General features: G+C 59.9%; 25 protein-coding genes. 13 read left to right on the top strand and 12 right to left on the bottom strand.

Annotated elements, in window-relative coordinates; translation table 11 throughout:
• Window positions 1-23: 23 nt before the first annotated feature.
• Window positions 24-1,463, top strand: a complete 1,440-nt coding sequence (locus QMZ29_RS23400) for a DUF2867 domain-containing protein (protein WP_261423695.1) — start codon at window positions 24-26, stop codon at window positions 1,461-1,463.
• Window positions 1,464-1,621: 158 nt separating this feature from the next.
• Entirely contained in the window at window positions 1,622-2,632 is a 1,011-nt protein-coding gene (locus QMZ29_RS23395; RefSeq protein ID WP_004928393.1) for a 3-beta-hydroxysteroid dehydrogenase, read from the top strand.
• On the opposite strand, the gene QMZ29_RS23390 is transcribed toward QMZ29_RS23395, so the two are convergent.
• On the bottom strand, window positions 2,633-3,469 hold the full coding sequence (locus tag QMZ29_RS23390; RefSeq protein ID WP_141997685.1) for an N-acetylmuramoyl-L-alanine amidase: 837 nt from the start codon (window positions 3,467-3,469) through the stop codon (window positions 2,633-2,635).
• 185 nt (window positions 3,470-3,654) lie between these two features.
• Here QMZ29_RS23390 and QMZ29_RS23385 point away from each other — a divergent pair, with 185 nt between their 5' ends.
• Window positions 3,655-5,169 carry a DUF3300 domain-containing protein gene (locus QMZ29_RS23385; protein WP_261423698.1) on the top strand — a complete coding sequence of 505 codons (1,515 nt, stop codon included), beginning with the start codon at window positions 3,655-3,657 and terminating at the stop codon, window positions 5,167-5,169.
• Between the two features lie 49 nt (window positions 5,170-5,218).
• Here QMZ29_RS23385 and QMZ29_RS23380 read toward each other — a convergent pair whose 3' ends face one another.
• Window positions 5,219-5,542 carry a heavy metal-binding domain-containing protein gene (locus QMZ29_RS23380; protein ID WP_004928400.1) on the bottom strand — a complete coding sequence of 108 codons (324 nt, stop codon included), beginning with the start codon at window positions 5,540-5,542 and terminating at the stop codon, window positions 5,219-5,221.
• Window positions 5,543-5,701: 159 nt separating this feature from the next.
• Between QMZ29_RS23380 and QMZ29_RS23375 the strand changes: the two genes are divergently transcribed.
• The 6 genes from QMZ29_RS23375 to artJ (QMZ29_RS23350) all read left to right on the top strand — a co-directional run bounded on the left by QMZ29_RS23375 (window position 5,702) and on the right by artJ (QMZ29_RS23350) (window position 10,329).
• Window positions 5,702-6,244 carry a lipoprotein gene (locus tag QMZ29_RS23375; protein WP_049205965.1) on the top strand — a complete coding sequence of 181 codons (543 nt, stop codon included), beginning with the start codon at window positions 5,702-5,704 and terminating at the stop codon, window positions 6,242-6,244.
• Window positions 6,245-6,508: 264 nt separating this feature from the next.
• Window positions 6,509-7,237 carry an arginine ABC transporter ATP-binding protein ArtP gene (gene artP / locus QMZ29_RS23370; protein ID WP_261423710.1) on the top strand — a complete coding sequence of 243 codons (729 nt, stop codon included), beginning with the start codon at window positions 6,509-6,511 and terminating at the stop codon, window positions 7,235-7,237.
• A gap of 32 nt (window positions 7,238-7,269) precedes the next feature.
• Window positions 7,270-8,001 (top strand): arginine ABC transporter substrate-binding protein, encoded by a 732-nt coding sequence (gene artJ, locus QMZ29_RS23365; protein WP_049205963.1) that lies wholly within the window; start codon window positions 7,270-7,272, stop codon window positions 7,999-8,001.
• 9 nt (window positions 8,002-8,010) lie between these two features.
• A complete protein-coding gene (artQ, locus tag QMZ29_RS23360; RefSeq protein WP_025159684.1) occupies window positions 8,011-8,727 on the top strand; it encodes an arginine ABC transporter permease ArtQ in 717 nt (238 codons plus the stop codon).
• On the top strand, window positions 8,727-9,395 hold the full coding sequence (gene artM, locus QMZ29_RS23355; protein WP_025302241.1) for an arginine ABC transporter permease ArtM: 669 nt from the start codon (window positions 8,727-8,729) through the stop codon (window positions 9,393-9,395). Before artQ ends, artM begins: the two co-directional genes overlap by 1 nt.
• A 199-nt stretch (window positions 9,396-9,594) precedes the next feature.
• Window positions 9,595-10,329, top strand: coding sequence for an arginine ABC transporter substrate-binding protein (gene artJ / locus QMZ29_RS23350; RefSeq protein ID WP_015377297.1), 735 nt, complete (start codon window positions 9,595-9,597; stop codon window positions 10,327-10,329).
• A 32-nt stretch (window positions 10,330-10,361) separates the two neighbouring features.
• On the opposite strand, the gene rlmC is transcribed toward artJ (QMZ29_RS23350), so the two are convergent.
• From rlmC to QMZ29_RS23305, 9 genes are all read right to left on the bottom strand, one after another.
• Complete coding sequence (gene rlmC, locus QMZ29_RS23345) at window positions 10,362-11,492, bottom strand: 23S rRNA (uracil(747)-C(5))-methyltransferase RlmC (RefSeq protein ID WP_197811397.1); 1,131 nt, start codon at window positions 11,490-11,492, stop codon at window positions 10,362-10,364.
• A 69-nt stretch (window positions 11,493-11,561) separates the two neighbouring features.
• The gene (locus tag QMZ29_RS23340) at window positions 11,562-12,041 is read right to left on the bottom strand and encodes a YbjO family protein (protein ID WP_049205956.1); all 480 of its coding nucleotides are present in this window, start codon (window positions 12,039-12,041) and stop codon (window positions 11,562-11,564) included.
• Between the two features lie 104 nt (window positions 12,042-12,145).
• Window positions 12,146-12,991 carry a putrescine ABC transporter permease PotI gene (gene potI / locus QMZ29_RS23335; protein ID WP_025302238.1) on the bottom strand — a complete coding sequence of 282 codons (846 nt, stop codon included), beginning with the start codon at window positions 12,989-12,991 and terminating at the stop codon, window positions 12,146-12,148.
• The gene (gene potH, locus QMZ29_RS23330) at window positions 12,988-13,950 is read right to left on the bottom strand and encodes a putrescine ABC transporter permease PotH (protein WP_038629107.1); all 963 of its coding nucleotides are present in this window, start codon (window positions 13,948-13,950) and stop codon (window positions 12,988-12,990) included. The genes potI and potH overlap by 4 nt, the downstream gene beginning before the upstream one ends.
• Before the next feature lie 24 nt (window positions 13,951-13,974).
• Window positions 13,975-15,108, bottom strand: a complete 1,134-nt coding sequence (gene potG, locus QMZ29_RS23325; protein WP_043137773.1) for a putrescine ABC transporter ATP-binding subunit PotG — start codon at window positions 15,106-15,108, stop codon at window positions 13,975-13,977.
• 122 nt (window positions 15,109-15,230) lie between these two features.
• Entirely contained in the window at window positions 15,231-16,340 is a 1,110-nt protein-coding gene (potF, locus tag QMZ29_RS23320; RefSeq protein ID WP_043137777.1) for a spermidine/putrescine ABC transporter substrate-binding protein PotF, read from the bottom strand.
• Between the two features lie 406 nt (window positions 16,341-16,746).
• Entirely contained in the window at window positions 16,747-17,226 is a 480-nt protein-coding gene (locus QMZ29_RS23315) for a type III secretion system chaperone family protein (RefSeq protein WP_004938666.1), read from the bottom strand.
• Window positions 17,227-17,362: 136 nt separating this feature from the next.
• Window positions 17,363-18,265, bottom strand: a complete 903-nt coding sequence (gene rimK, locus QMZ29_RS23310) for a 30S ribosomal protein S6--L-glutamate ligase (protein WP_025302234.1) — start codon at window positions 18,263-18,265, stop codon at window positions 17,363-17,365.
• A gap of 54 nt (window positions 18,266-18,319) precedes the next feature.
• On the bottom strand, window positions 18,320-18,634 hold the full coding sequence (locus QMZ29_RS23305) for a YbjC family protein (RefSeq protein WP_025302233.1): 315 nt from the start codon (window positions 18,632-18,634) through the stop codon (window positions 18,320-18,322).
• Window positions 18,635-18,864: 230 nt separating this feature from the next.
• On the opposite strand from QMZ29_RS23305, the gene QMZ29_RS23300 reads away from it, so the two are divergent.
• On the top strand, window positions 18,865-19,128 hold the full coding sequence (locus QMZ29_RS23300; protein WP_004938676.1) for a GrxA family glutaredoxin: 264 nt from the start codon (window positions 18,865-18,867) through the stop codon (window positions 19,126-19,128).
• 39 nt (window positions 19,129-19,167) lie between these two features.
• On the opposite strand, the gene QMZ29_RS23295 is transcribed toward QMZ29_RS23300, so the two are convergent.
• Window positions 19,168-19,557: an inner membrane protein YbjM gene (locus QMZ29_RS23295; RefSeq protein WP_025302232.1), complete on the bottom strand. Its 390-nt coding sequence runs from the start codon at window positions 19,555-19,557 to the stop codon at window positions 19,168-19,170.
• Between the two features lie 294 nt (window positions 19,558-19,851).
• Between QMZ29_RS23295 and QMZ29_RS23290 the strand changes: the two genes are divergently transcribed.
• From QMZ29_RS23290 to QMZ29_RS23280, 3 genes are all read left to right on the top strand, one after another.
• Window positions 19,852-21,540 (top strand): aspartate:alanine antiporter, encoded by a 1,689-nt coding sequence (locus QMZ29_RS23290; RefSeq protein WP_043137785.1) that lies wholly within the window; start codon window positions 19,852-19,854, stop codon window positions 21,538-21,540.
• A gap of 300 nt (window positions 21,541-21,840) precedes the next feature.
• Window positions 21,841-22,281 (top strand): carboxymuconolactone decarboxylase family protein, encoded by a 441-nt coding sequence (locus tag QMZ29_RS23285; protein WP_060432778.1) that lies wholly within the window; start codon window positions 21,841-21,843, stop codon window positions 22,279-22,281.
• A gap of 1 nt (window position 22,282) precedes the next feature.
• On the top strand, window positions 22,283-22,816 hold a 534-nt coding region (locus QMZ29_RS23280; RefSeq protein ID WP_283225793.1), incomplete at its 3' end, for a sigma-70 family RNA polymerase sigma factor.

Genomic DNA, 22,816 nt, shown 5'->3' with positions numbered 1-22,816 from the left:
CCTCTACCGCACAAGGCGGCCCGATGACACCCCAACGCGTACTGGTTCTTGGAGCCAGCGGCTATATAGGCCAGAACCTGATCCCGCACCTGATCGAACAGGGGCACCAGATTACCGCCGCCGCGCGGCGCATCGAGTGGCTGCAGGAGCGGAACTGGCCGCAGGTCAACTGCCTGTATGCCGATCTGTATCGCCCGGAGACCCTGAGCGCGGCGCTGTGGGAGATCGATACGCTTTACTATCTGGTACACGCGATGGGCGACGGCGACGATTTTATCGAGAAGGAGCGCCAGGCGGCGGAAAACCTGCGCGACGCGCTGCGCAATGCCGGCGTCAAACAGGTGATCTTTCTCGGCGCGCTGCAGCCGAACGACGACAGCTCACCGCACCTGGCGGCCCGCCGCCTGACCGGCGAGATCTTGCGCCAGAGCGGCGTGCCGGTGACCGAGCTGCGCGCCGGCATCATCGTCGGCCCCGGCTCGGCGGCGTTCGAAGTGATGCGCGACATGGTCTATAACCTGCCGGTGCTGACGCCGCCGCGCTGGGTGCGTTCGAAGTCGTCGCCGGTGGCGCTGGAGAACCTGCTGGTTTATCTGGCCGATCTGCTGGCGCACCCGGCGCAGGAGCACCGCATCTTCGACGTTGCCGGGCCGGAATACCTCAGCTATCAGGATATGTTCAAACGCTTTATCGCCCTCAGCGGCAAGCGGCGCTGGCTGATCCCGATCCCTTTGCCGACGCGGCTGATTTCGGTGTGGTTCATCAGCCTGATCACCTCGGTGCCAACGCCGATCGCCCGCGCGCTGATCCAGGGGCTGAAGCACGATCTGCCCGCCGACGGCCGGCCGCTGCAGGCCCTGATCCCGCAGCGGCTGCACACCTTTGATCAGGCGGTCGCCACCACGCTGCAGCGCGAACAGGAGGTGGTCGATTCCGCCGACTGGGGCTACGATCCGGCGGCGCGGGCCCGCTGGCGCCCCGGCTACGGTTACTATCCAAAACAGGCCGGTTGTTCGCTGGACACCGCCGCCACCCGCGAGGCCCTGTGGCAAACGGTGCAGCAGCTGGGGGGCGAAGAAGGCTATTTCTACGCCAATATTCTGTGGCGGATCCGCGCTCGCATGGACGACATGATCGGCAACGGGGTGGTCTACGGCCGCCCGGCGCGCGCGACCCTGGCGCTGGGCGACGAGATCGACGGCTGGAAAGTCATCACGCTGAAGCCGCTGCGGCAACTGGCGCTGCTGTTCGGCATGAAGGCACCGGGGCTGGGGCGGCTGAGCTTCAGCATCACCGATCACGGCGATCGCCGCACGCTGGACGTGCGCGCCTGGTGGCATCCGGCCGGCTTCAGCGGGCTGCTGTATTGGTTCGCCATGATGCCCGCACACCTGTTCATTTTTCGCGGCATGGCGAAGCGCATCGCGACGTTGGCCGAGAACCTGGACCGCCAACAGCGCTGAATGCCGTTCATTTGTCGATCAACCGCACAGTTTGCCGCTGTGCTTCGGGGCTTTCCGATTGCATAGCGCACGAAATCACGGAAGAATGGCATCTTATTTGCTGGGAGCGCCGCAAGCGCCCGCCGGTATTCCGATTTTGGGTGAGAATAGAGTCCGTTATGAAGGTATTGGTCACCGGTGCCACCAGTGGGTTAGGCCGTAACGCCGTTGAATATCTGCGCCGCCAGGGCATCAAAGTGCGCGCCACTGGCCGCAACCAGGCGATGGGCGGCCTGCTGGAAAAAATGGGCGCGGAGTTCATTCATGCCGATCTCACCAACCTGATCTCTTCGCAGGCCAAAGCGATGCTGGCGGACGTCGATGTGCTGTGGCACTGCTCCAGCTTTACCTCGCCCTGGGGCACCGAAGAAGCCTTCGAACTGGCCAACGTCCGCGCTACCCGCCGCCTCGGCGAATGGGCGGCGGCCTATGGCGTGGCGCAGTTCATTCACATCTCTTCCCCGGCGATCTATTTCGACTACCACCATCACCGCAACGTAACCGAAGACTTTCGCCCGCAGCGTTACGCCAACGAGTTCGCGCGCAGCAAGGCCGCCGGCGAGCAGGTGATCCAGCAATTGGCGCTGTCCAATCCGCAGACCCATTTCACCATTTTGCGCCCGCAGGGCCTGTTCGGGCCGCACGACAAGGTGATGCTGCCGCGGTTGCTGCAGATGATCAAACGCTACGGCAACCTGCTGCTGCCGCGCGGCGGCGCGGCGATGGTGGACATGACCTATCTGGAGAACGCGGTGCACGCCATGTGGCTGGCGACGCTAAAAGAAGATACGCCGTCCGGCCGCGCCTACAACATCACCAACCAGCAGCCGCGTCCGCTTCGCACCGTGGTGCAGCAGTTGATCGACGATTTGGGCATGAAGTGCCGCATCCGCTCCGTCCCCTACCCGATGCTAGACATGATGGCGCGCGGCATGGAGCGCCTGGGCAGCAAAAGCGAAAAGGAGCCGGTGCTGACCCACTACGGCGTCGCCAAACTCAACTTCGACCTCACGCTCGATACCACCCGCGCGCAGCAAGAGCTGGGCTATCAGCCGATCGTCTCGCTGGAAGAAGGCATCGCGCGCACCGCCCGCTGGCTGAAAGATCACGGCAAACTGCACGGCCTGTAATCAACGCGCCGCGCCGTACTTCACCAGCAGCGCATCGATAATCGCCTCACTCTCTGCATCCGGCTTACCGCGAACATCGTCGGGCCGGAAATGCATCTGAAATGCCGCCAGCACATTGCGCTGCTGCCGCGCATCCCACGACGGGTCGATCGCGTAGCCGTAACGCGCCAGCTTTTCGAGCAGCGGCGCCATCGGTACCGGCGCATGGCGATCGCGCCCCGCCAGCAACCGCTGCACGTCCCGTTCATCCGGCCAGGCGCCGATGCCGGCCTGCGCCAGCTGCCGCCAGGGGAACAGCGGGCCGGGATCCTGTTTGCGCTGCGGCGCGATGTCGCTGTGCCCCACCACGTCCTGCGGCTGAATGCCATAGCGTTGGATGATGTCGCGGCTCAGCGGGATCAGCACGGCGATCTGCTCCGCCGTATAAGGCTGCCAATGGGTGAACAGCATGCTGCGGGTGAATCCCTTGTTGACGATTTCGATGCCGATCGAGGTGTCGTTGAGGTTGCTGCGGCCGCGCCAGGCGCTGGCGCCGGCATGCCAGGCGCGCATCGCTTCCGGCACCAGCCGGTACACCGTCGGTTTGCCGTGTTCGCGCTGCGGGTGCGCCGGCAACAGGTAGTGTGCGCTGACGTGTTCATCGGTCAGCGTTTTCAGCGATGAATGAAAGTCTTCCGCCGTATAGTGCATCACCAGAAACCGAATGCGCCGATCGGCGCCCTGCGCCTGATGCAAGGTTTCGAGCTGGTAAGCGCCACGATCGACGAGCGTGTCCTGCTGCGGATTTTGGCATCCCGCCAACAGCGCGGCGGCGATGATCCCTGGCCAAATTTTCACTTATCCTCCTGATTGACGTCCGTGAGATGTAACGCGACGCGATTGACCTGTATCCAATCATCACGTTCGTCGAGAAATGATGACAGACAACGCCGATGTGCAAGCGAGTGTTGCTCCCGACTGGCGGCCTTTCCCGCCCATGATAGTCTCAAAGTATCATCTGCGCCGAAAGAGCGGAGTCGAACATGTTGACGCCACGCTATCTGTCCTGGTTGCTCTGTGCCGCCATGCTGCCGCTCAGCGGCTGCGATCGGCAAAAAGTCGCTGACGCGATGGGGGCAAGCGCACCGTCCCCGGCCGCGCCCATCGCGAGTGCCAGTACGCCGGCCTATACGCCGCTGACTGCCGACCAGCTGTACCAGTTGGTCAGCCCGGTGGCGCTGTTCCCCGACAAGCTGCTGGCGCAGGTGTTGGCCGGCGCGGGTTATCCTGACCAAATCAACGCCGCGGATGCCTGGCTGGCGCAAAACCGCGGGTTGCAACCGGCGGCGCTCAGCTCGGCGGCCGACGCTCAGCCCTGGGATCCCAGCGTGCGCGGCCTGGTGCAATTCCCCGACGTGCTCGATCAAATGGCGAAAAACATCCCCTGGACCACCGCCCTGGGCAGCGCCTACCTGAACGATCCCACCGACGTGATGAACGCCATTCAGGTGATGCGTCAACGGGCGGCCAGCCAAGGCACGCTGAAAAACACCCCGCAGCAGCGCATCGTCGTGGCCCCCACCACCCGTTACGTTGAGCAGCAGCCCTATCGCCAGCGCGTGGTAGCGGCGCCGGGCGAAACCATCGTCATCGAACCCAGCCAGCCGGATACGGTTTACGTCCCGCATTACGATCCCTGGGTGGCCTACGGCACGCCGATCCCAGCCTATCCGAGCTATCGGTATCAACCTTCGGGCTACAGCGGCAGCGACATGTTGGCGGCCGGCGTGATCAGCTTCGGTGTCGGCATTGCGGTCGCCTCATTGTTCAATCAGCACAACAGCGGCTGGCACAACTGGGATATGCGCTGGGACGATCGACGCCAACCGGTGGTCTACCGCGATGCGCCCTACGTATCGCATTCCACCACCGTGGTGAATCGCGTCACCAACATCAATCAATATAACAACGTGAACAATGTGAATCGCAGCACCCATACAGTGAATAACTACAACAATACGACCGCCGCACCGACGCCGCATTTCAACCCGCCGACGCCTAACGCGCAGCCGCGCGTCGCGCCTGCGGCCCATGCGCCGATGACCCTGCCAACCTTTGCACACACCCAGCCGGTAGCGGCCGCGCCGCACGTGCAACAGTCGGTCAACGCGCCCCATGTGCAACAACCGAGGAGCATGCCGACGTTCACACATACCGCGCCGGCAGCGCCCCACGCGCAGCAGCCGATGGCCGTGCATGCTGCGTCGGTACGGACGCCTCCGATGCAGACCGCCGCGCCAGTGCATCAATCCGCCGTGCGGCCACAGGTTCAGGTCGCGCCGCACGCTGCGCCGCCGATAGTTCGTGAACCGGCAGCGCCACAGCATCCGACGATAGAAAGCCCGTTGGCAGTGCCGCAAGCGCGCATCATGCCGCATCCTGCCCCGGCGCCGCAGATCCATCAGCCGCCCGTTCAGCCGATGCCGCATCGCCAAGCGCCGGCGCCGGTGAAACCGCAGGAACACCGCCCGATCGTCGAGCAGCACAAGGTGGGATGAACCTACAGGATGTCGCCCCGGCGGAACGGCCGGGGCGTAGGGAATGGCGTTAGCGGCTGACTTTCACCGCGGTGCCGCTGACGGTCACCATCAGCATGCTGCCGTCTTTACCTACGGTTTCATAATCGATATCAATGCCGACCACCGCGTTGGCGCCCAGCTCTTTTGCCTGATCTTCCAGCTCTTCGAACGCAATCAAGCGCGCCTTGCGCAGCTCTTTCTCATAAGCGCCCGAGCGGCCACCGACGATATCGCGCACGCCGGCGAAGAAATCACGAAAAATGTTGGCGCCGAGGATCGCTTCGCCGGTGACGACGCCGCAGTATTCGGTGATGGTGAACCCTTCCAGGGTCGGGGTAGTTGAAAGCTGCATCAGAACTCCTTGTTTGATTAATTCAACGTATCTATGACCAGAAGATTGGCGTTATGTTCGCTTAATCAATGGCACGCAGTACGAATGCAAGGCCAAAAAACGCATTTATACTGTAAGCTATCGGTCTTCATGGTAGAGACTTTCACATAAGGTAATAAGATGAAAACAAAAACGATTGCGGCTGTTTTACCCTTAGCGCTGTTGCTGAGTGCCTGTACCACGGTGGAACCGGCATACAAGGATATCGGCACCCGCAGCGGCAGCTGTGTGGAAGGCGGCCCGGATACGGTCGCGCAAAAGTTCTATGACCTGCGCATCCAGCAAGGCTCCAGCCTGCCGGACAGCAACCGCCTGGCGCAGCTGCAGCCTTATCTGAGCAAAGTGCTGTATCAGGATCTGGTCAGCGCCGCTCAAAATCCGGGCAAGCATCAGATAACCGGCGATCTGTTCTCCGGCAATGCGCAAGGGCCAAGCAGCGCCTCCGTCGCCAGCGCCTCGACCATTCCTAACACCGATGCGAAAAATATTCCGCTGCGCGTCGACTTAAGCTATCAAAAAGACGCCAACAGCACCGTGAACTGGCAGGACGAAGTGCTGATGGTGCGCGAAGGTACCTGCTGGGTGGTTGATGATATTCGCTACCTGAATGTTCCAGCACACGCCACCAACGGCAGCGTGCGCCAGGTGCTGGAAAACCAGTAACCCGCGATACCCCGGCCGACGCGGGCTTACCGCGTCGGTCATCCCCGCCGTCAGTCAACAGCTCAAATTTCGTCCAATAGAAAAAATTTCGCTACCGATATCACAGCCTGCGCCACAAATCCCCTCCCTCGGCCTGAGTCGCGGTATCTTGTGCTAATCTTTTACTTTCCCGCCGCACACTCATAAATTTTAACGCACAAAGATTGCATAAGTATTCTGTGGAAGTTAACATTTGCGGCATCAATGTCTATTCAATTCTGGCGCATGAGTATTCAACTTAACGGTATCAATTGCTATTACGGCGCTCACCAGGCGCTGTTTGACATCACGCTGGATTGTCCAGCTGGGGAAACCCTGGTGCTGCTTGGCCCAAGCGGCGCCGGGAAAAGCTCATTGCTGCGGGTGCTAAACCTGCTGGAAATGCCGCGTTCGGGCCAACTGCAGATCGCCGGCAACCAATTCGACTTCAAACAGGCGCCGGGCGAGAAAGCCATTCGCGAACTGCGTCAAAACGTCGGCATGGTTTTCCAGCAATACAACCTGTGGCCTCACCTCACCGTGGTCCAGAACCTGATCGAGGCGCCTTGCCGCGTACTGGGTCTGACCAAGGCTCAGGCGATGGAGCGCGCCGACAAGCTGCTCAAGCGTCTGCGCCTGACCGACTTCGCCGATCGCTTCCCGCTGCACCTTTCCGGCGGCCAGCAGCAGCGCGTGGCGATCGCCCGCGCCCTGATGATGGAACCGCAGGTGCTGCTGTTCGATGAACCGACTGCGGCGCTGGATCCGGAAATCACCGCTCAGATCGTTAGCATCATTCGCGAACTGGCCGGCACCGGCATCACGCAGGTGATCGTCACCCACGAAGTGGAAGTGGCGCGCAAGACCGCCAGCCGCGTGGTGTACATGGAAAACGGCCACGTTGTGGAGCAAGGCGACGGCAGCCACTTTGCGCAGCCACAGACCACCGAGTTTGCCAACTACTTATCACACTAACAATTAACTTGCTGTAATTTGGGGATTTTGCGATGAAAAAACTAATAATCGCCGCCGTTCTGGCCGGCATCAGCGTTTCCGCCTCCGCAGCCGAAACCATCCGTTTCGCTACCGAAGCCTCCTATCCTCCATTTGAATTTATTGACGCCAGCAACAAGATTCAGGGTTTTGATGTCGATCTGGCCAACGCACTGTGCAAAGAGATGCAGGCCGAGTGCACCTTCACCAACCAGGCGTTCGACAGCCTGATCCCTAGTCTGAAGTTCAAGCGTTTTGATGCGGTCATGGCCGGCATGGACATTACACCGGAACGTGAAAAGCAGGTGCTGTTCACTAAGCCGTACTACGATAACTCGGCGCTGTTCATCGCGCAGAAAGGCAAAATCGCCGACGTGACGGCGCTGAAAGGCAAGAAGGTGGGCGTGCAAAACGGCACCACCCACCAGAAATACCTGACCGACAAGCACCCGGAAATCACCACCGTGCCTTACGACAGCTACCAGAACGCCATTTTGGATCTGAAGAATGGCCGCGTTGATGCGGTGTTCGGCGATACCGCGGTGGTCAACGAGTGGCTGAAGCAGAATGACGCGCTGGCGGCAGTGGGCGCCAAAGTGACGGATAAAGACTACTTCGGCACCGGCCTCGGCATCGCGGTGCGCCAAAAGAATACCGATCTGCAGGGCAAGTTCAATGCCGCTCTGGACAAGATTAAGCAGGATGGGACCTATGAAACCATCTACAAAAAATGGTTCCAGCAGTAATACGCCCCGATGAATGAATTACAACCTTTAGCAAGCGCCGCCGGCATGACCGTCGGCCTTGCCGTTTGCGCCCTGATCCTCGGGCTGATTCTGGCGATGCTGTTCGCCGTATGGGAATCGTCCCGCTGGAAAGCGGTCAGCTGGCTCGGCACCGCCTGGGTGACCGTGCTGCGCGGCCTGCCGGAAATCCTGGTGGTGCTGTTTATCTATTTCGGCTCGTCGCAGCTGCTGCTGATGCTCTCCGACGGCTTTACCCTCAACCTCGGTCTGTTCCAGTTGCCGATCCAGTTGGCGATCGACAATTTCGAAGTCAGTCCGTTCCTGTGCGGGGTGATCGCTCTGGCCCTGCTCTATTCCGCCTACGCTTCGCAGACGCTGCGCGGCGCACTCAAAGCGGTGCCACAGGGGCAGTGGGAATCCGGCCAGGCGCTGGGACTGGGTAAGGCGGCGATCTTCTTTCGCCTGATCATGCCGCAGATGTGGCGCCACGCCCTGCCCGGCCTCGGCAACCAGTGGCTGGTGTTGCTGAAAGACACCGCGCTGGTGTCGCTGATCAGCGTGAACGATCTGATGCTGCAAACCAAGAGCATCGCCACCCGCACCCAGGAGCCTTTTACCTGGTATGTGATCGCGGCGGCCATCTACCTGCTGGTGACGCTGTTCAGCCAATACGTCATCAAACGCATTGAGCTGCGCGCCACGCGCTTTGAGCGGGGGCCGGTCTGATGATTGAGTATTTACCGGAAATCCTCAAAGGGCTGCATACCAGCCTAACCCTGACCGTCGCCGCGCTGATCGTCGCGCTGCTGCTGTCGCTGCTGCTGACGGTGATCCTGACGCTGAAAACGCCGATCCTGACGCCGCTGGTCAAGATCTACGTGACGCTGTTCACCGGCACGCCGCTGCTGGTGCAGATCTTCCTGATCTACTATGGCCCCGGCCAGTTCCCGGCGATCCGCGACTACCCGTGGCTGTGGAACCTGCTGTCGCAGCCCTGGCTGTGCGCGATGATTGCGCTGGCGCTGAACAGCGCGGCCTACACCACGCAGCTGTTCTACGGTGCGGTGCGCGCCATTCCCGCCGGGCAGTGGCAGTCGTGCGAAGCGCTGGGCATGTCGCGCCGGCAGACGCTGCGCATCCTGTTGCCGTTCGCCTTCAAACGTGCGCTATCGTCTTATTCCAACGAAGTGGTGCTGGTGTTCAAAAGCACCTCGCTGGCCTACACCATCACGCTGATGGAAGTGATGGGCTACAGCCAGCTGATGTATGGCCGTACCTACGACGTCATGGTGTTCGGCGCCGCGGGCCTGGTGTACCTGTGCGTCAACGGCCTGCTGACGCTGCTGATGCGGCTGGTAGAGCGTCGCGCGCTGGCGTTTGAGCGCCGCAACTGAGACCGCCTCTCCCCATGAGCCCCGCCATCGTGCGGGGCTTTTTTTATCTCTGCGGCAATATTTAATCATTTATATTGCATTTTAATTCACTCGATGGCAGGGTTATCAGCATGCGCACACGCAAAAAACTCTGGCGTTCACCAGTAAAAACAAACGATAGCGAATAATCACTTTCAGGATCCAGACAGGAGCTCTACGCATGAAAAAACTGCTGCTTGCCGCGACGATGTTGGCCGGGATGACCTTTAACGCCACCGCGGCCGAGACCATCCGCTTCGCCGCCTCCGCCACCTACCCGCCGTTCGAATCGCTGGACGCCAACAACCAGATCGTCGGCTTCGATATCGATCTGGCCAACGCGCTGTGCAAACAGATGCAGGCGCAGTGCACCTTCACCAATCAGGCGTTCGACAGCCTGATCGCCGCGCTGAAATTCAAGAAATACGATGCGGTGATTTCCGGTATGGACATCACGCCGGAACGCAGCAAACAGGTCGCTTTCACCCAGCCTTACTACGCCAACTCGGCGATCGTGATCGCGCAAAAAGGCAAGTTCAGCTCGCTGGCGGATCTGAAAGGCAAAAAGCTCGGCATGGAAAACGGCACCACCCACCAGAAATACATGCAGGACAAGCACCCGGAGATTAACACCGTCTCTTACGACAGCTACCAGAACGCCATTCTGGAGCTGAAAAACGGCCGTATCGACGGCGTGTTCGGCGACACCGCCGTGGTGAACGAGTGGCTGAAAACCAACCCGCAGCTGGCGCCGGTCGGCGAGCACATCACCGATGCACAATACTTCGGCACCGGCCTCGGCATCGCGGTGCGCCCCGACAACCAGGCGCTGCTGGCCAAGCTGAACGCCGCGCTGGACGCCATCAAGGCCGACGGCACCTACAAGGCCATCAACGACAAATGGTTCCCGCAATAAGCAATAAGGCCCGGATAACCGGGCCTTATGTTTTATAAACGCCGCACCAGCAGCGTCAACACTTCGTAGTGCGCGGTATGCGGGAACATGTCGAACAGCTGCACCCGTTCGATGCGGTACCCCGGCAACGTCTCGATATCTTTCGCCATGCTCTCGGCGTTGCAGCTGGAATAGAGAATATAGTCCGGCGCCATCCGGCTCAGGTAGTCGCACAGCGCCTGGCCAATGCCGCGCCGCGGCGGGTTAACCAGCACCAGCTGTGGCACCTGGCCTTCGGCGGTGGCGAAGCGGGTGGAGTCGAGCGCCTGAAAATCTACGTGCAACAACCCTAACCGCTGCGCCGACTGGCGCGCGCAGGCGATCGCTTCCGCGCTGATTTCGATGCCGGTCAGCCGCGTTTGCGGCTGCGCACAGTGCAGGCCGAAACCGCCGACGCCGCAGAACAGATCCCACATGCTGTCGATACCCAGCGCGCGCACCCAGTCGCGGGCGGTGGCATACAGCTCGGCGGCCACCTGCGGGTTGGTTTGGAAGAAGCTTTGCGGGCGGATGAACAACGGCACCTGATTGAACTGTTCCTCGAGCGCCTGCTGTTCGGTCAGCGCGATCTCGCGCTCCCCTTCCATGATCGCCATGTGCACCGGCTGAATATTGGCGGAGATCACCTTGAGCTGCGGCAGCTGCTGCTGCAGCCACGGCAGCGCAGCGCGCAGCTGCGCCAGCTTGGTTTCCGAGCGCAGCACGAAACGCAGCATCACGCCGCCGTCGAGCGTGCTTTCGGTCAGCAGCAGGTATTTCAACTCGCCGCGTTTGCGCGCCACGTTATACGGCGTCAGGCCGGCGCGGGCGATGAAGCTTTTCAGCACCGCAAACATCGGCGCAAAGCCGGCGGGATACAGCGGGCAGTCGCTCAGATCGACCGGCGTGCCGTCGCGGTGCAGCATGCCGAGCAGCGGGCGCTCCACGCTGCCGCTGACCACCATCTTGGCTTTATTGCGAAATGCGCTCAGCTCCCCCGCCATCGGCTGCAGCCACTGCGCGACGTCGCGCCCGGCCAGCAGCGAGTGCAGGTGATGCTGTTTGTCAGCCAGTTGCTGCGGATAGGGCTTTTCCAGCCACTGACAGGAACGGCAGGTACCCGCCGTATACAAAGCGCAATGCATGAAGATTACCGTGAAGTTCAGGATGACGAATTAAGGGCGCAGAGTTTACCACTCCGCACGCCTAAAATCTCACTTGCGCACGGTGAAGAAGCGGCGGCTGGCGGCAGGAACGAACAGCAACGCCAGGATCACCGCGTCGGGGATCTTTTGCAGGATCAGAACGTGCAGGATTTGGCCGCTGGTTTCCCCCTCCACGGTGAACACCTCGGGGAAGACGCTGCCAATGGTGGCCAACAGCAGGTAAAGCACCACGATGCACTGGCAGACCACATAGCCCCAGCGTCCCCAGTTGCGGCCGCGCATCACCGCAAAGCCACAGCTGATTTGCAGGCACAGCAGCATCAGGCCGGCCAGAAAGATAAAGGTAGAATCCCACGCCTGCGCGCTGGTGTTAACGAACTCCTGTGCGCCGTCGACGCCCAGTTCGCCCAACAACAACACCACGCTGATACACTTGATCGCCACCATGGCGGTGCCCGCCACCATCACCGGCACCGGCGCATCCGAAGTCGATCTCATTCCCTGCCCGCTTTTCAGCATGTCTGACATATCCGTGTTCCGCTACGACGCGCCACCAATACAGATGGCGCATGTAAAGTCAGGTAGTTAGTTGCAATACTTATTGATTGCAAAAATAGCAGGTTTGTTACGATTCAGCTACGGGCCGCCCGCTGTAATTCACGCGATCGTTGTTTTTCCGAACGCGCCATAAACCACCAGGCGATCAGGCCGAGAATGCCCACCACCAGCAGGATCAGGCTGGCCAGCGCATTGATTTCCGGATTCACCCCCATACGCACGCTGGAGAACACCAGCATCGGCAGCGTAGTGGCGCCCGGGCCGGAGACGAAGCTGGCAATCACCAGATCATCCAGCGACAGGGTAAACGCCAGCATCCAGCCAGAGATCAGCGCCGGCGCAATCATCGGCAAGGTAATAACGAAGAACACCTTCAGCGGCGGCGCCCCCAGATCCATTGCCGCCTCTTCAATCGAGCGATCCACCTCGCGCAGACGCGAGCTGATCACCACCGCCACATAAGCGGTACAGAAGGTGACATGCGCCAGCCAGATGGTGAACATGCCGCGCTCCGACGGCCAGCCGAAAGCGTGCCCCATCGCCACGAACAGCAGCAGCAGCGACAGGCCGGTGATCACGTCCGGCATTACCAGCGGTGCAGTCAGCATAAACGCAAAGCCGGTCGAACCGCGAAAGCGGCCGAACCGCACCATCACCACGGCGGCGATGGCGCCCAGAACCACCGCGGCAGTGGCAGAAGCGGCGGCGATGGTCAGGCTGAGCCCCACCGCGCTGATCATCGCCGAGTCGTGGAACAGTTCGGTATACCAGCGCGTGGACCAGCCGGCCCACACCGTCACCAGCTTGGAGCTGTTGAAGGAGTAGATCACCAACATCAGCATCGGCGCATACAGGAAGGTAAAGCCGACCGTCAGGATGGCGATACGCCACGGTGAACGTACTACCGGCAAGTTGTTCATTCCTGCCCCCCCATTTCCTTGTTCTGGTGTTTGTGGAACCACAAAATTGGCACGATCAGCAACAGCAGCATGATGGTGGCGACCGCCGAAGCCACCGGCCAGTCGCGGTTATTGAAGAACTCCTGCCACAGCACGCGGCCGATCATGATGCTGTCTGGCCCACCGAGCAGCTCCGGGATCACGAACTCCCCTACCGCCGGAATGAATACCAGCATCGAACCGGCGATGATGCCGCCGCGCGTCAGCGGCACGATGACGCTGAAGAAGGTTTTCAGCGGCCGGGCGCCCAGATCCAGCGACGCCTCCACCAGCGAGTAATCCAGCCGGATCAGTGCCGTGTAGATCGGCAGCACCATAAACGGCAGGTAGGAATAAACGATGCCGATATACACCGCCAGGTTGGTGTGCAGGATCACCAACGGTTGGTCGATCACCCCCAGCCACATCAGAAAGTTATTCAGAATGCCGTTGTTTTTCAGGATCCCCATCCAGGCATAGACGCGGATCAGGAACGAGGTCCAGGAAGGCAGGATCACCAGCAGCAGCAGAATGTTGCGAGTCGACGCCTTGCTGTGGGCCACCGCCCAGGCCAGCGGATAGCCGATGATCAGGCAGCACAGCGTCGAGACCGCCGCCACGCGCAGCGACTGCAGATAGGCGTCGATATACAGCGGATCGTCGGTCAGTTGCAGGTAGTTGGCGAAGTTGAGCGCGATGTTCAGCTTGCCGTCCACCCAGCTCATCAACTCGGTGTAAGGCGGCACCGCCAACGCCAGCTCCGCCAGGCTGATCTTGAACACGATCAGGAACGGCAGCATGAACAGCAGCGTCAGCCATAAATACGGCAATGCGATCACCAGCTTGCGGCCGTGAGCCATCAGCAGGCGGTGGAACAGCGCCTTGAGGGTGCCGGGCGTTTTGGCCGGCGGCTCCGGCGTGCGTTCAGAAAGCAGGGTCATATGGGTTACTCCTCAGCGGCTCCGCTACACCGTCAACACGACACAGCTGTCGGTTTCCCAGCACAGACGCACTTCATCGCCCCAGGTGGGCATCCCCTTGCGGAAACGGTGGCCGTTTTGCAGCTGGGCGCTGATAATCTGCCCGCTGTGCAGCTTCACGTGATAAATGGACAGATCGCCCAGGTAGGCAATGTGCGCCACTTCCCCTACCGCGAAGTTGCAGCCGTCTTCCGGCACCTGTTCGCACAGCAGGATCTTTTCCGGCCGCAGCGCGACCTGGATCGGCACGCCGTCCACCACCGAGGCGTCCGGATCTACTTTGATCGCATGGCGCAATCCGGGGCTTTGCAGGATCAGCGCATCGTCGTGGCGCTCCTGCAATACGCAGTCGAAGACGTTGACCGAACCGATAAATTCGGCGCTGAAGCGGCTATTCGGATGCTCGTAGATCTCTTCCGGCTCGCCGATCTGCACGAACTTGCCACGGTTCATGATGGCGATGCGCCCCGCCATGGTCATCGCCTCTTCCTGATCGTGCGTCACCATCACGCAGGTGACGCCGACGCGCTCGAGAATATCGGTCACTTCCAACTGCATGCGATCGCGCAGCTTCTTGTCCAGCGCGCCCATTGGCTCATCCAGCAGCAGCAGCTTGGGCCGCTTGGCCAGGCTGCGCGCCAGCGCCACCCGCTGCCGCTGGCCGCCGGAAAGCTGGTGCGGTTTGCGTTTGGCGTACTCCTGCATGTGCACCAGCGCCAGCATTTCCGCCACCCGCTCGGCGATTTCTGCCCGCGGCATTTTGTCCTGCTTCAGGCCGAAGGCGATGTTCTGCTCTACCGTCATGTGCGGGAACAGCGCGTAAGACTGAAACATCATGTTGATCGGCCGCTGGTACGGCGGCACGTGCGACATATCCTGCCCGTCGAGCACGATCTGCCCTTCCGTCGGCTGTTCAAAGCCGGCCAACATGCGCAGTAAGGTTGACTTGCCGCAGCCAGACGGCCCAAGCAGCGCAAAGATCTCGCCCTTGTAGATGGTGAGGCTGACGTCTTCGACCGCATTCTGCCCGTCGAAGGTTTTGGTGAGGTTACGGATTTCCAGCAGAGGGGTGAAGACCTTCTGCGACTTGGCTTGAGGACGAGGGATGGCGTCGTTCAATCGGGGTGCTCTCCGGCGTAAAGCGGCACAAAACCACGGCGAGTGCCGTGGCCCAAAACAGCAGTGCAGGCGGGGAGCGCCCGCCTGCCGGTTTACCGACGATCGGGGGTATCCCCCCATCATCACTTCCCGCTTTTAACTTTAGTCCATGCGCGGGTAATGACACGATCCAGCTTCGGCGACTGCACGTTGAGCGTGAACAGCTTGGCGCGCAGATCGGCCGGCGGATAGACGTTCGGGTTCTCGCGCACCTCGGCCTTCACCAGCGGCGTGGAATCTTTCACCGCATTGGCGTAATAGACATAGTTGCTGATGCCCGCCATCACGTCAGGTTTCATCAGGAAGTTCAGGAACTGGTACGCGGCGTCTTTGTTCTTGGCGTCCGCCGGCATGGCGAACATGTCGAAGTAGGTCAGCGCCCCTTCTTTCGGGATCGCATAGGCCACGTTCACGCCGTTCTTCGCCTCTTTGGCGCGGTTGGCCGCCTGCATCACGTCGCCGGACCAGCCGATCGCCACGCAGATATCGCCGTTAGCCAAATCGTTGATGTACTGTGAAGAGTGGAAGTAACGAATGCTCGGCCGCAGCTTCAGCAGCAGATCGTTGGCCGCGCCGGTATAGTCCGCCGCATTGGTGCTGTTGGGATCCTTGCCCAGGTAGTGCAGCACGGTGGCGTAAACCTCACTCGGCGCATCGAGGAAAGAGACGCCGCAGCTTTTCAGCTTCTCGAGGTTTTCCGGCTTGAGGATCAGATCCCAGCTGTCGACCGGCGCGTCTTTGCCTAATGCCGCCTTCACCTTGTCGACATTGTAGCCGATGCCGGTGGTCACCATCAGGTATGGGATGCCGTATTTGTTGTCTTTGTCATTATGTGCAACCAGCTTCAGCATCTCGGGATCGAGATTCTTGTAGTTGGGCATTTTGCTCTTGTCGAGCGGCTCGAAGATGCCGGCCTGCGACTGGCGCTCGAGGAAGTTGGATGAAGGAACCACCAGATCATAACCGGTGCTGCCCGCCATCAGTTTGCCTTCCAACACTTCGTTGGAGTCAAAGACGTCGTACACCACTTTGATGCCGGTTTCTTTCTGGAATTTGGCCAGGGTATCCGGCGCGATATAGTCGGACCAGTTATACACGTGCAGCGTTTTCTCTTCGGCTGACGCCGTGACGGACGCGGCCATCAACAGACCGGCAACCACACCCGATAACCACTTTTTACGTTGGGTGACCATCCGTAACTTCCTCCAAAACAGGGTAAATCATAGAATTGAACTTGTATCTGCAGCGATACAAAACCTTTCCTGATTGAGCGCAATCGTTGCAACCGCGAAATGAATGGCTATGCATATGATTGCATGCGCCTTTTTGCACTGCCCTGCTCGCGTGGTTACAAGGGAAATCGCAAGCCCTTTGCAGAATCAGCAGCATAGCCGCTGCCATCGCAACCCGCCAGCCCCCAGGGTAAAAAACGCCATTTATCGATTTTTTATGCAGTTTTTCTCTATGTGATACGCCATTAACGGCACAAAAGACGAGAAAGATCGGGCGGCAAAGGCCAAAGTGCAGAATATTTTATTGCGGAAGGGAATAACGGCAGCATGCCGCCGGAGCGACGGCATGCTTAAGGTACGGCAAGGATCAGTGCAGCATCGGCTGACGCACGGCGCCAGCGGGGATCTCTTCTTCGTCACCCATAAACAGCAGATCGTTCGCCCGCGCCTCGAGGATCACCATCGAGACCTGCTCTTCGCCCTGCTGCATGAAATGAGTGAACTGCTCGTAGGTGATGCCCACCGCCACGCTCAACGACTGGCAGACGATCAGCTTCGGCAGGTTGTCGTCCTGAATGTCGACAAAGGCCTTGATGGTCAGCGAACTGGCGTTGATCTGGCTCAGGTCCGCCACCAGCGGGATCAGCGCGGTCGGCTTCACCTCGGCCAGCGCGGAGAACAGGATGACGTTGTCCACCAGATCTATCTTGGCGTCGAACACGCCGTCGAAGTTCTGCATGTGCGGCAGGTGCAGCGCCTGGCAGGAATCGCACTCAAAGAAAGAAATGCCCGACTGATCCAGCCAGCGCCGCAACAGCGCCAAATCGGGGACAATGAGTGAATCCATAATAACCAGCCTCACAATATTCAAAACGCGAAAAGGCGCATAGCTTACGGAATATTCACCCGATACGCCACGATCAATGCGGCTTAATTCACTAATTAAGATATTGCTCGGCGGGAAAAGCGCAACGCGCGTACCGTCAGCCGCCCGATTTCAGGCGGAACCCCGGCCGGCCGCGCTGCTCGATGTATTCGATCATCATGCCGGCAATGTCCAACCCGGTGGTGGTCTCCACCCCTTCCAGCCCCGGCGACGCGTTGACCTCCATCACCAGCGGGCCGCGCTCGGCGCGCAGGATATCCACCCCGGCGACGTCCAGCCCCAGCGTGTTCGCCGCTTTGACCGCAATCGCCCGTTCCCTGGCGGTGATGGTCACTTTGCGGGCGGTGCCGCCGCGATGCAGGTTGGAGCGAAACTCGCCGGGCTTCGCCTGCCGCTCGATGGCGGCCACCACCCGGCCGCCCACCACCAGGCAGCGCACGTCGCGCCCCTGCGCCTCGCGCACGTATTCCTGCACCAGGATATGGGCATTCAACCCGCGAAAGGCGTCGATCACGCTTTCCGCCGCCTGGCGGGTTTCCGCCAGCACCACCCCGATACCCTGCGTGCCTTCCACCAGCTTGACCACCAGCGGCGCGCCGCCGACCAGCTCGATCAGGTCGCCAGTGTCGTCCGGCGAATGGGCAAAGCCGGTGATCGGCAGATCGATGCCCTGCCGCGCCAGCAGTTGCAGCGAACGCAGCTTATCGCGAGCTCGGGTAATGGCCACGGATTCGTTGAGCGGGTAGCTGCCAAGCAGCTCGAACTGGCGCAGCACCGCGGTGCCGTAAAAGGTGATGGCGGAGCCGATGCGCGGGATCACCGCGTCATAGCGTTCCAGCTGGCGGCCGCGATAGTGAATGGTCGGCGCCGCCGGGTTGATGTTCATATAACAGGAAAGCGGATCGATGATATCGATGCTGTGCCCGCGATCTTCCGCCGCTTCACGCAGCCGCTTGCATGAATAGAGCGTTCCGTCGCGAGAAAGAATGGCAATTTTCACTCGTCACCCCAAAAGCCAACGCCTGCCCGGCAGGCGGGTTAGCGGCCGCGGCACTCAGGCGCGCGGATCGCGGTCCTGATTATCTTTCGATGCATCCGCATCTCGCGGTTTGCGGCGATCGTTTTCCGGCGGCAACCCGCCGCGCATCAGCGGGCCAAAGCCCTGCACCACGCGCCACACCAGAAATGCCGCCGCCGGCACCATCAACGCCACGCCGAGGAAAATCATGCCGACCGCCGCCTGCTGCGATGCCAGCCAGCCAGGCAGCTGCAGGTGGCCGTGAATGCTGAGGTAGGCCAGCACCAACATCACGATACCCAGCCCTTCCAACACCAGCACCGGGCGTGGTAAGTCACCGAATGAACGCATATTTTTCTTCTCCAGAAGGTCTGCCCCCAGTGTAGTGAATTCCCGCCGACGGCGACAGCCCCGGCTGACTAATTGGTTACATGAATCAGATTAACAGGTAATTCCTGCTTTTTTTTCATGGCCTCAACGGGCATAGTAGGCGCCATCTGACGCAGGTAATGACTTTTTCGGTGACGGGATGTCGTTGCAATAGCGAACCATTTATTGAAAATCCAATTAAGGAGCGTTGCATGTTTGCAGTAATCTTCGGGCGTCCTGGCTGTCCTTATTGTGTCCGCGCTAAAGAACTGGCGGAAAAACTGACTGAAGAACGCGACGATTTCAACTTCCGTTACGTTGACATCCACGCGGAAGGCATCACCAAGGCCGATCTGGAAAAAACCGTCGGTAAACCGGTTGAAACCGTGCCGCAGATCTTCCTGGATGAGAAGCACATCGGCGGTTGCACCGATTTCGAAGCTTACGCCAAAGAACACCTGAACCTGTTCCAGTAAGTTTTTGAACGACAAAAAAGGCGCTTAACGCGCCTTTTTTTATTGCCGCTGCCGCCGGTGCAGCTGCTGCAGCGTCTGCAACAGGCCGAGGGCGAACAGCATCAGCATCGCGCCGAACACGCACCAGAACACCGCGCTGGTGGCATAAGCCAACTCCTGCCAGAATGAATAGGACGGCGTCAGCCAGAAGTGGCGGATCAGCAGGCACAGCGGCAGCGCATACAGCGCGCCAAGCAACGGGCAAAGCAGCCGCTTGCGGCTCGACAGATAGCTGGCGATCGCACCGGGGACAACGAACAGCAGCAGGCCGGTTTCCCCGTGGTGCTCATGATCCGTGCTGCCGAACAGGCCGGTTTGCTGGCCGAGAAACACCAGGCTGAACAACAGAAAACAGCTGAGAATGCCCAGCCAATATCGATAACTCGTCATGCGAATTCTCCCCCGCCCAATTACCGCATCAATAGAAATCGGTCCGGCCACCCGTGAGGTGACGCTAAACCGAATTTTTTCCTTGGTCAAAAGAGAGTTAAATGCGCACGGCGGCGCAGGAAATCAGCTTTCTGTGCTGGCTGTCATCGGTCATAGCGTCTAGAATGAACGCCGCCGAACGATGGTTCGCTTCGCTTTCTGCTGGTGGTGATTTATGACGTCGTTTTAAGGCTGAATTTATCTCTTATAGTTATCTATATCAAGCACTTACTGGTAAACAATAAGTTATCCTCCGTGAACATAAACGTCGCTAGTTTGTTAAACGGTAACTACATTCTGTTACTGTTCGTGGTACTCGCACTGGGGCTGTGCCTCGGTAAACTCCGTCTGGGCTCCGTCCAACTCGGTAATTCCATTGGCGTTTTGGTGGTTTCCCTGCTGCTCGGCCAGCAACACTTCGCCATTAACACCGAGGCGCTGAATCTCGGCTTCATGCTGTTTATTTTCTGCGTCGGCGTGGAAGCCGGACCCAACTTTTTCTCGATTTTCTTCCGCGACGGCAAAAACTACCTGATGCTGGCGTTGGTGATGGTCGGCTCGGCGATGGTGCTCGCCGTCGGTCTCGGCAAGCTGTTCCACTGGGATATCGGCCTGACCGCCGGCATGTTGGCCGGCTCGATGACCTCCACGCCGGTGCTGGTGGGCGCCGGCGACACGCTACGCAACACCATCGTCAACGGCCCGGCGCTGCTGGCGGCGCAGGATCATCTGAGCCTGGGCTACGCCCTCACCTACCTGATCGGTCTGGTCAGCCTGATCTTCGGCGCGCGCTACCTGCCGAAGCTGCAACACCAGGACCTGTCCACCTCTGCCCAGCAGATCGCCCGCGAACGCGGCCTGGACACCGACAGCCAGCGCAAGGTCTACCTGCCGGTGATCCGCGCCTACCGCGTCGGCCCCGAGCTGGTGGCCTGGGCCGACGGCAAGAACCTGCGTGAACTGGGCATCTACCGCCAGACCGGCTGTTACATCGAACGCATCCGCCGCAACGGCATTCTGGCCAACCCGGACGGTGACGCGGTGCTGCAGGTGGGCGACGAGATTTCGCTGGTCGGCTACCCGGACGCCCACGCGCGGCTGGACCCGAGCTTCCGCAACGGCAAGGAAGTGTTCGATCGCGATCTGCTCGACATGCGCATCGTCACCGAAGAGATCGTGGTGAAGAACAGCAACGCGGTGAACAAACGCCTGAGCCAGCTAAAGCTGACCGACCACGGCTGCTTCCTCAACCGCGTGATCCGCAGCCAGATCGAAATGCCGATCGACGACAGCATCGTGCTCAACAAAGGCGACGTGTTGCAGGTGAGCGGCGACGCGCGCCGGGTGAAGAGCGTGGCGGAGAAAATTGGCTTTATCTCGATTCACAGCCAGGTGACCGATCTGCTGGCGTTCTGCGCCTTCTTCATCATCGGCCTTTTGATCGGCCAGATCACCATACAGTTCAGCAACTTCTCGTTCGGCATCGGCAACGCCGCCGGCCTGCTGATGTCCGGCATCATGCTCGGCTTCCTGCGCGCCAACCACCCGACCTTCGGCTACATTCCGCAGGGCGCGCTGAACATGGTGAAAGAATTCGGCCTGATGGTGTTTATGGCGGGCGTGGGCCTGAGCGCCGGCGCCGGCATCGGCCACAGCCTGGGTGCGGTCGGCGGCCAGATGCTGATCGCCGGGCTGATCGTCAGCCTGGTGCCGGTGGTTATCTGCTTCCTGTTCGGCGCCTACGTGCTGCGCATGAACCGCGCCCTGCTGTTCGGCGCCATCATGGGCGCCCGCACCTGCGCGCCGGCGATGGAGATCATCAGCGATACCGCGCGCAGCAACATCCCGGCGCTGGGTTACGCCGGCACCTACGCCATCGCTAACGTGCTGTTAACGCTGGCGGGTTCACTCATCGTGGTGCTATGGCCGGGCATACTCGGCTGATCGATTAGCGGGAGAGATGGATCGGCGATAAAAATATTTTGATTTTTTTGTCGCCGGCCAGAACTTTCGTTGGGGGCCGCAGTCTGAATTAGTGCCACTGCTTTTCTTTGATGTCCCCATTTTGTGGAGCCCGATAATCCCGCCTTTTAGGTTCAAGATTATCGGGTTTTTTGTTGCCTGAAAAACGTATTACATCAACGGCCCACGGCCCCAAAATGCACATTTTTGCTGTGGTTCGGTCACACATCCCTCTTCTCATTCGTCATCTATATGTGTTAACCCGATAAATGAGGAGTTCTTATGACTACGTTAGTGAATACCGACCCTGTCAATCATGCGCAAACCATTGCCAACGTTTTTTCCGCGCTGCTGAAAGTGCATGGCGCTATCGATGCGCACAATCTGGAGCGCAAGATCTACCATCTCGTCCTCCTGCGCGCTTCGCAAATCAATGGCTGCGGTTACTGTGTCGAGATGCATACCAAAGAAGCGCGCGAGGACGGTGAAACCAACGCACGTCTGGACAGGCTGGTGGTATGGGAACACGTTGATGATTTCACGCCTCGCGAGCGCGCCGCATTTGCCTGGACAGAAGCGTTAACGCGGCTTGAACGCCATACCGAGTATGGCCCACTGCGTGCGGCATTGCGCGCGTACTATTCCGAGGAAGAAATCAGCGCGCTAACCGCAAATATCACTATGATAAATTTGTGGAATAGAATTCATATTTCCGGCCACTAATATGAAAAACGACAAGTATGCAGCACTGTTCGAATCGAGAAGATCGTTTCTGATCGGCCTCGCCTATCGTATTTTAGGTTCTCTGGCCGACGCGGAAGATGCCGTGCAAGATACCTATATCAAATGGTTACATACGGATCGCCACAGCATTCTGAATCCTGCGGCCTGGCTGACCACCGTCTGCACTCGTCGTTGCCTCGACCTGCTGCGCGCCGCGCAGCAGGCTCGCGTCGATTATGTCGGTATTTGGCTGCCAGAACCCATTCAAACCGCCGCAGCCAAAACGCCCGAGCAGACGTTGGAGCTCTCATCGTCGCTGTCGACGGCCTTTATGCTGTTGCTCGAAAGACTCACTCCCCGCGAGCGCGCAGCCTATTTGCTACATGACATCTTTGACTTGCCCTACGCGGATCTCGCCATGACATTAGGTGGAGAAGAAACGGCATGTCGTAAACTGGTGTCACGCGCGCGCACAAAAGTTGGCCGCCCGGAGGAGCGTAACCCCCAGCCCACAGAGCGGCAGGAGGCATTACTT

The sequence above is a fragment of the Serratia sp. PF-27 genome, from assembly GCF_030053255.1.
In the GTDB taxonomy this organism is placed as follows: domain Bacteria; phylum Pseudomonadota; class Gammaproteobacteria; order Enterobacterales; family Enterobacteriaceae; genus Serratia; species Serratia bockelmannii.
Note: the sequence above shows the minus strand (reverse complement) of the source record. Positions and strands in the feature narration are given on the sequence as shown.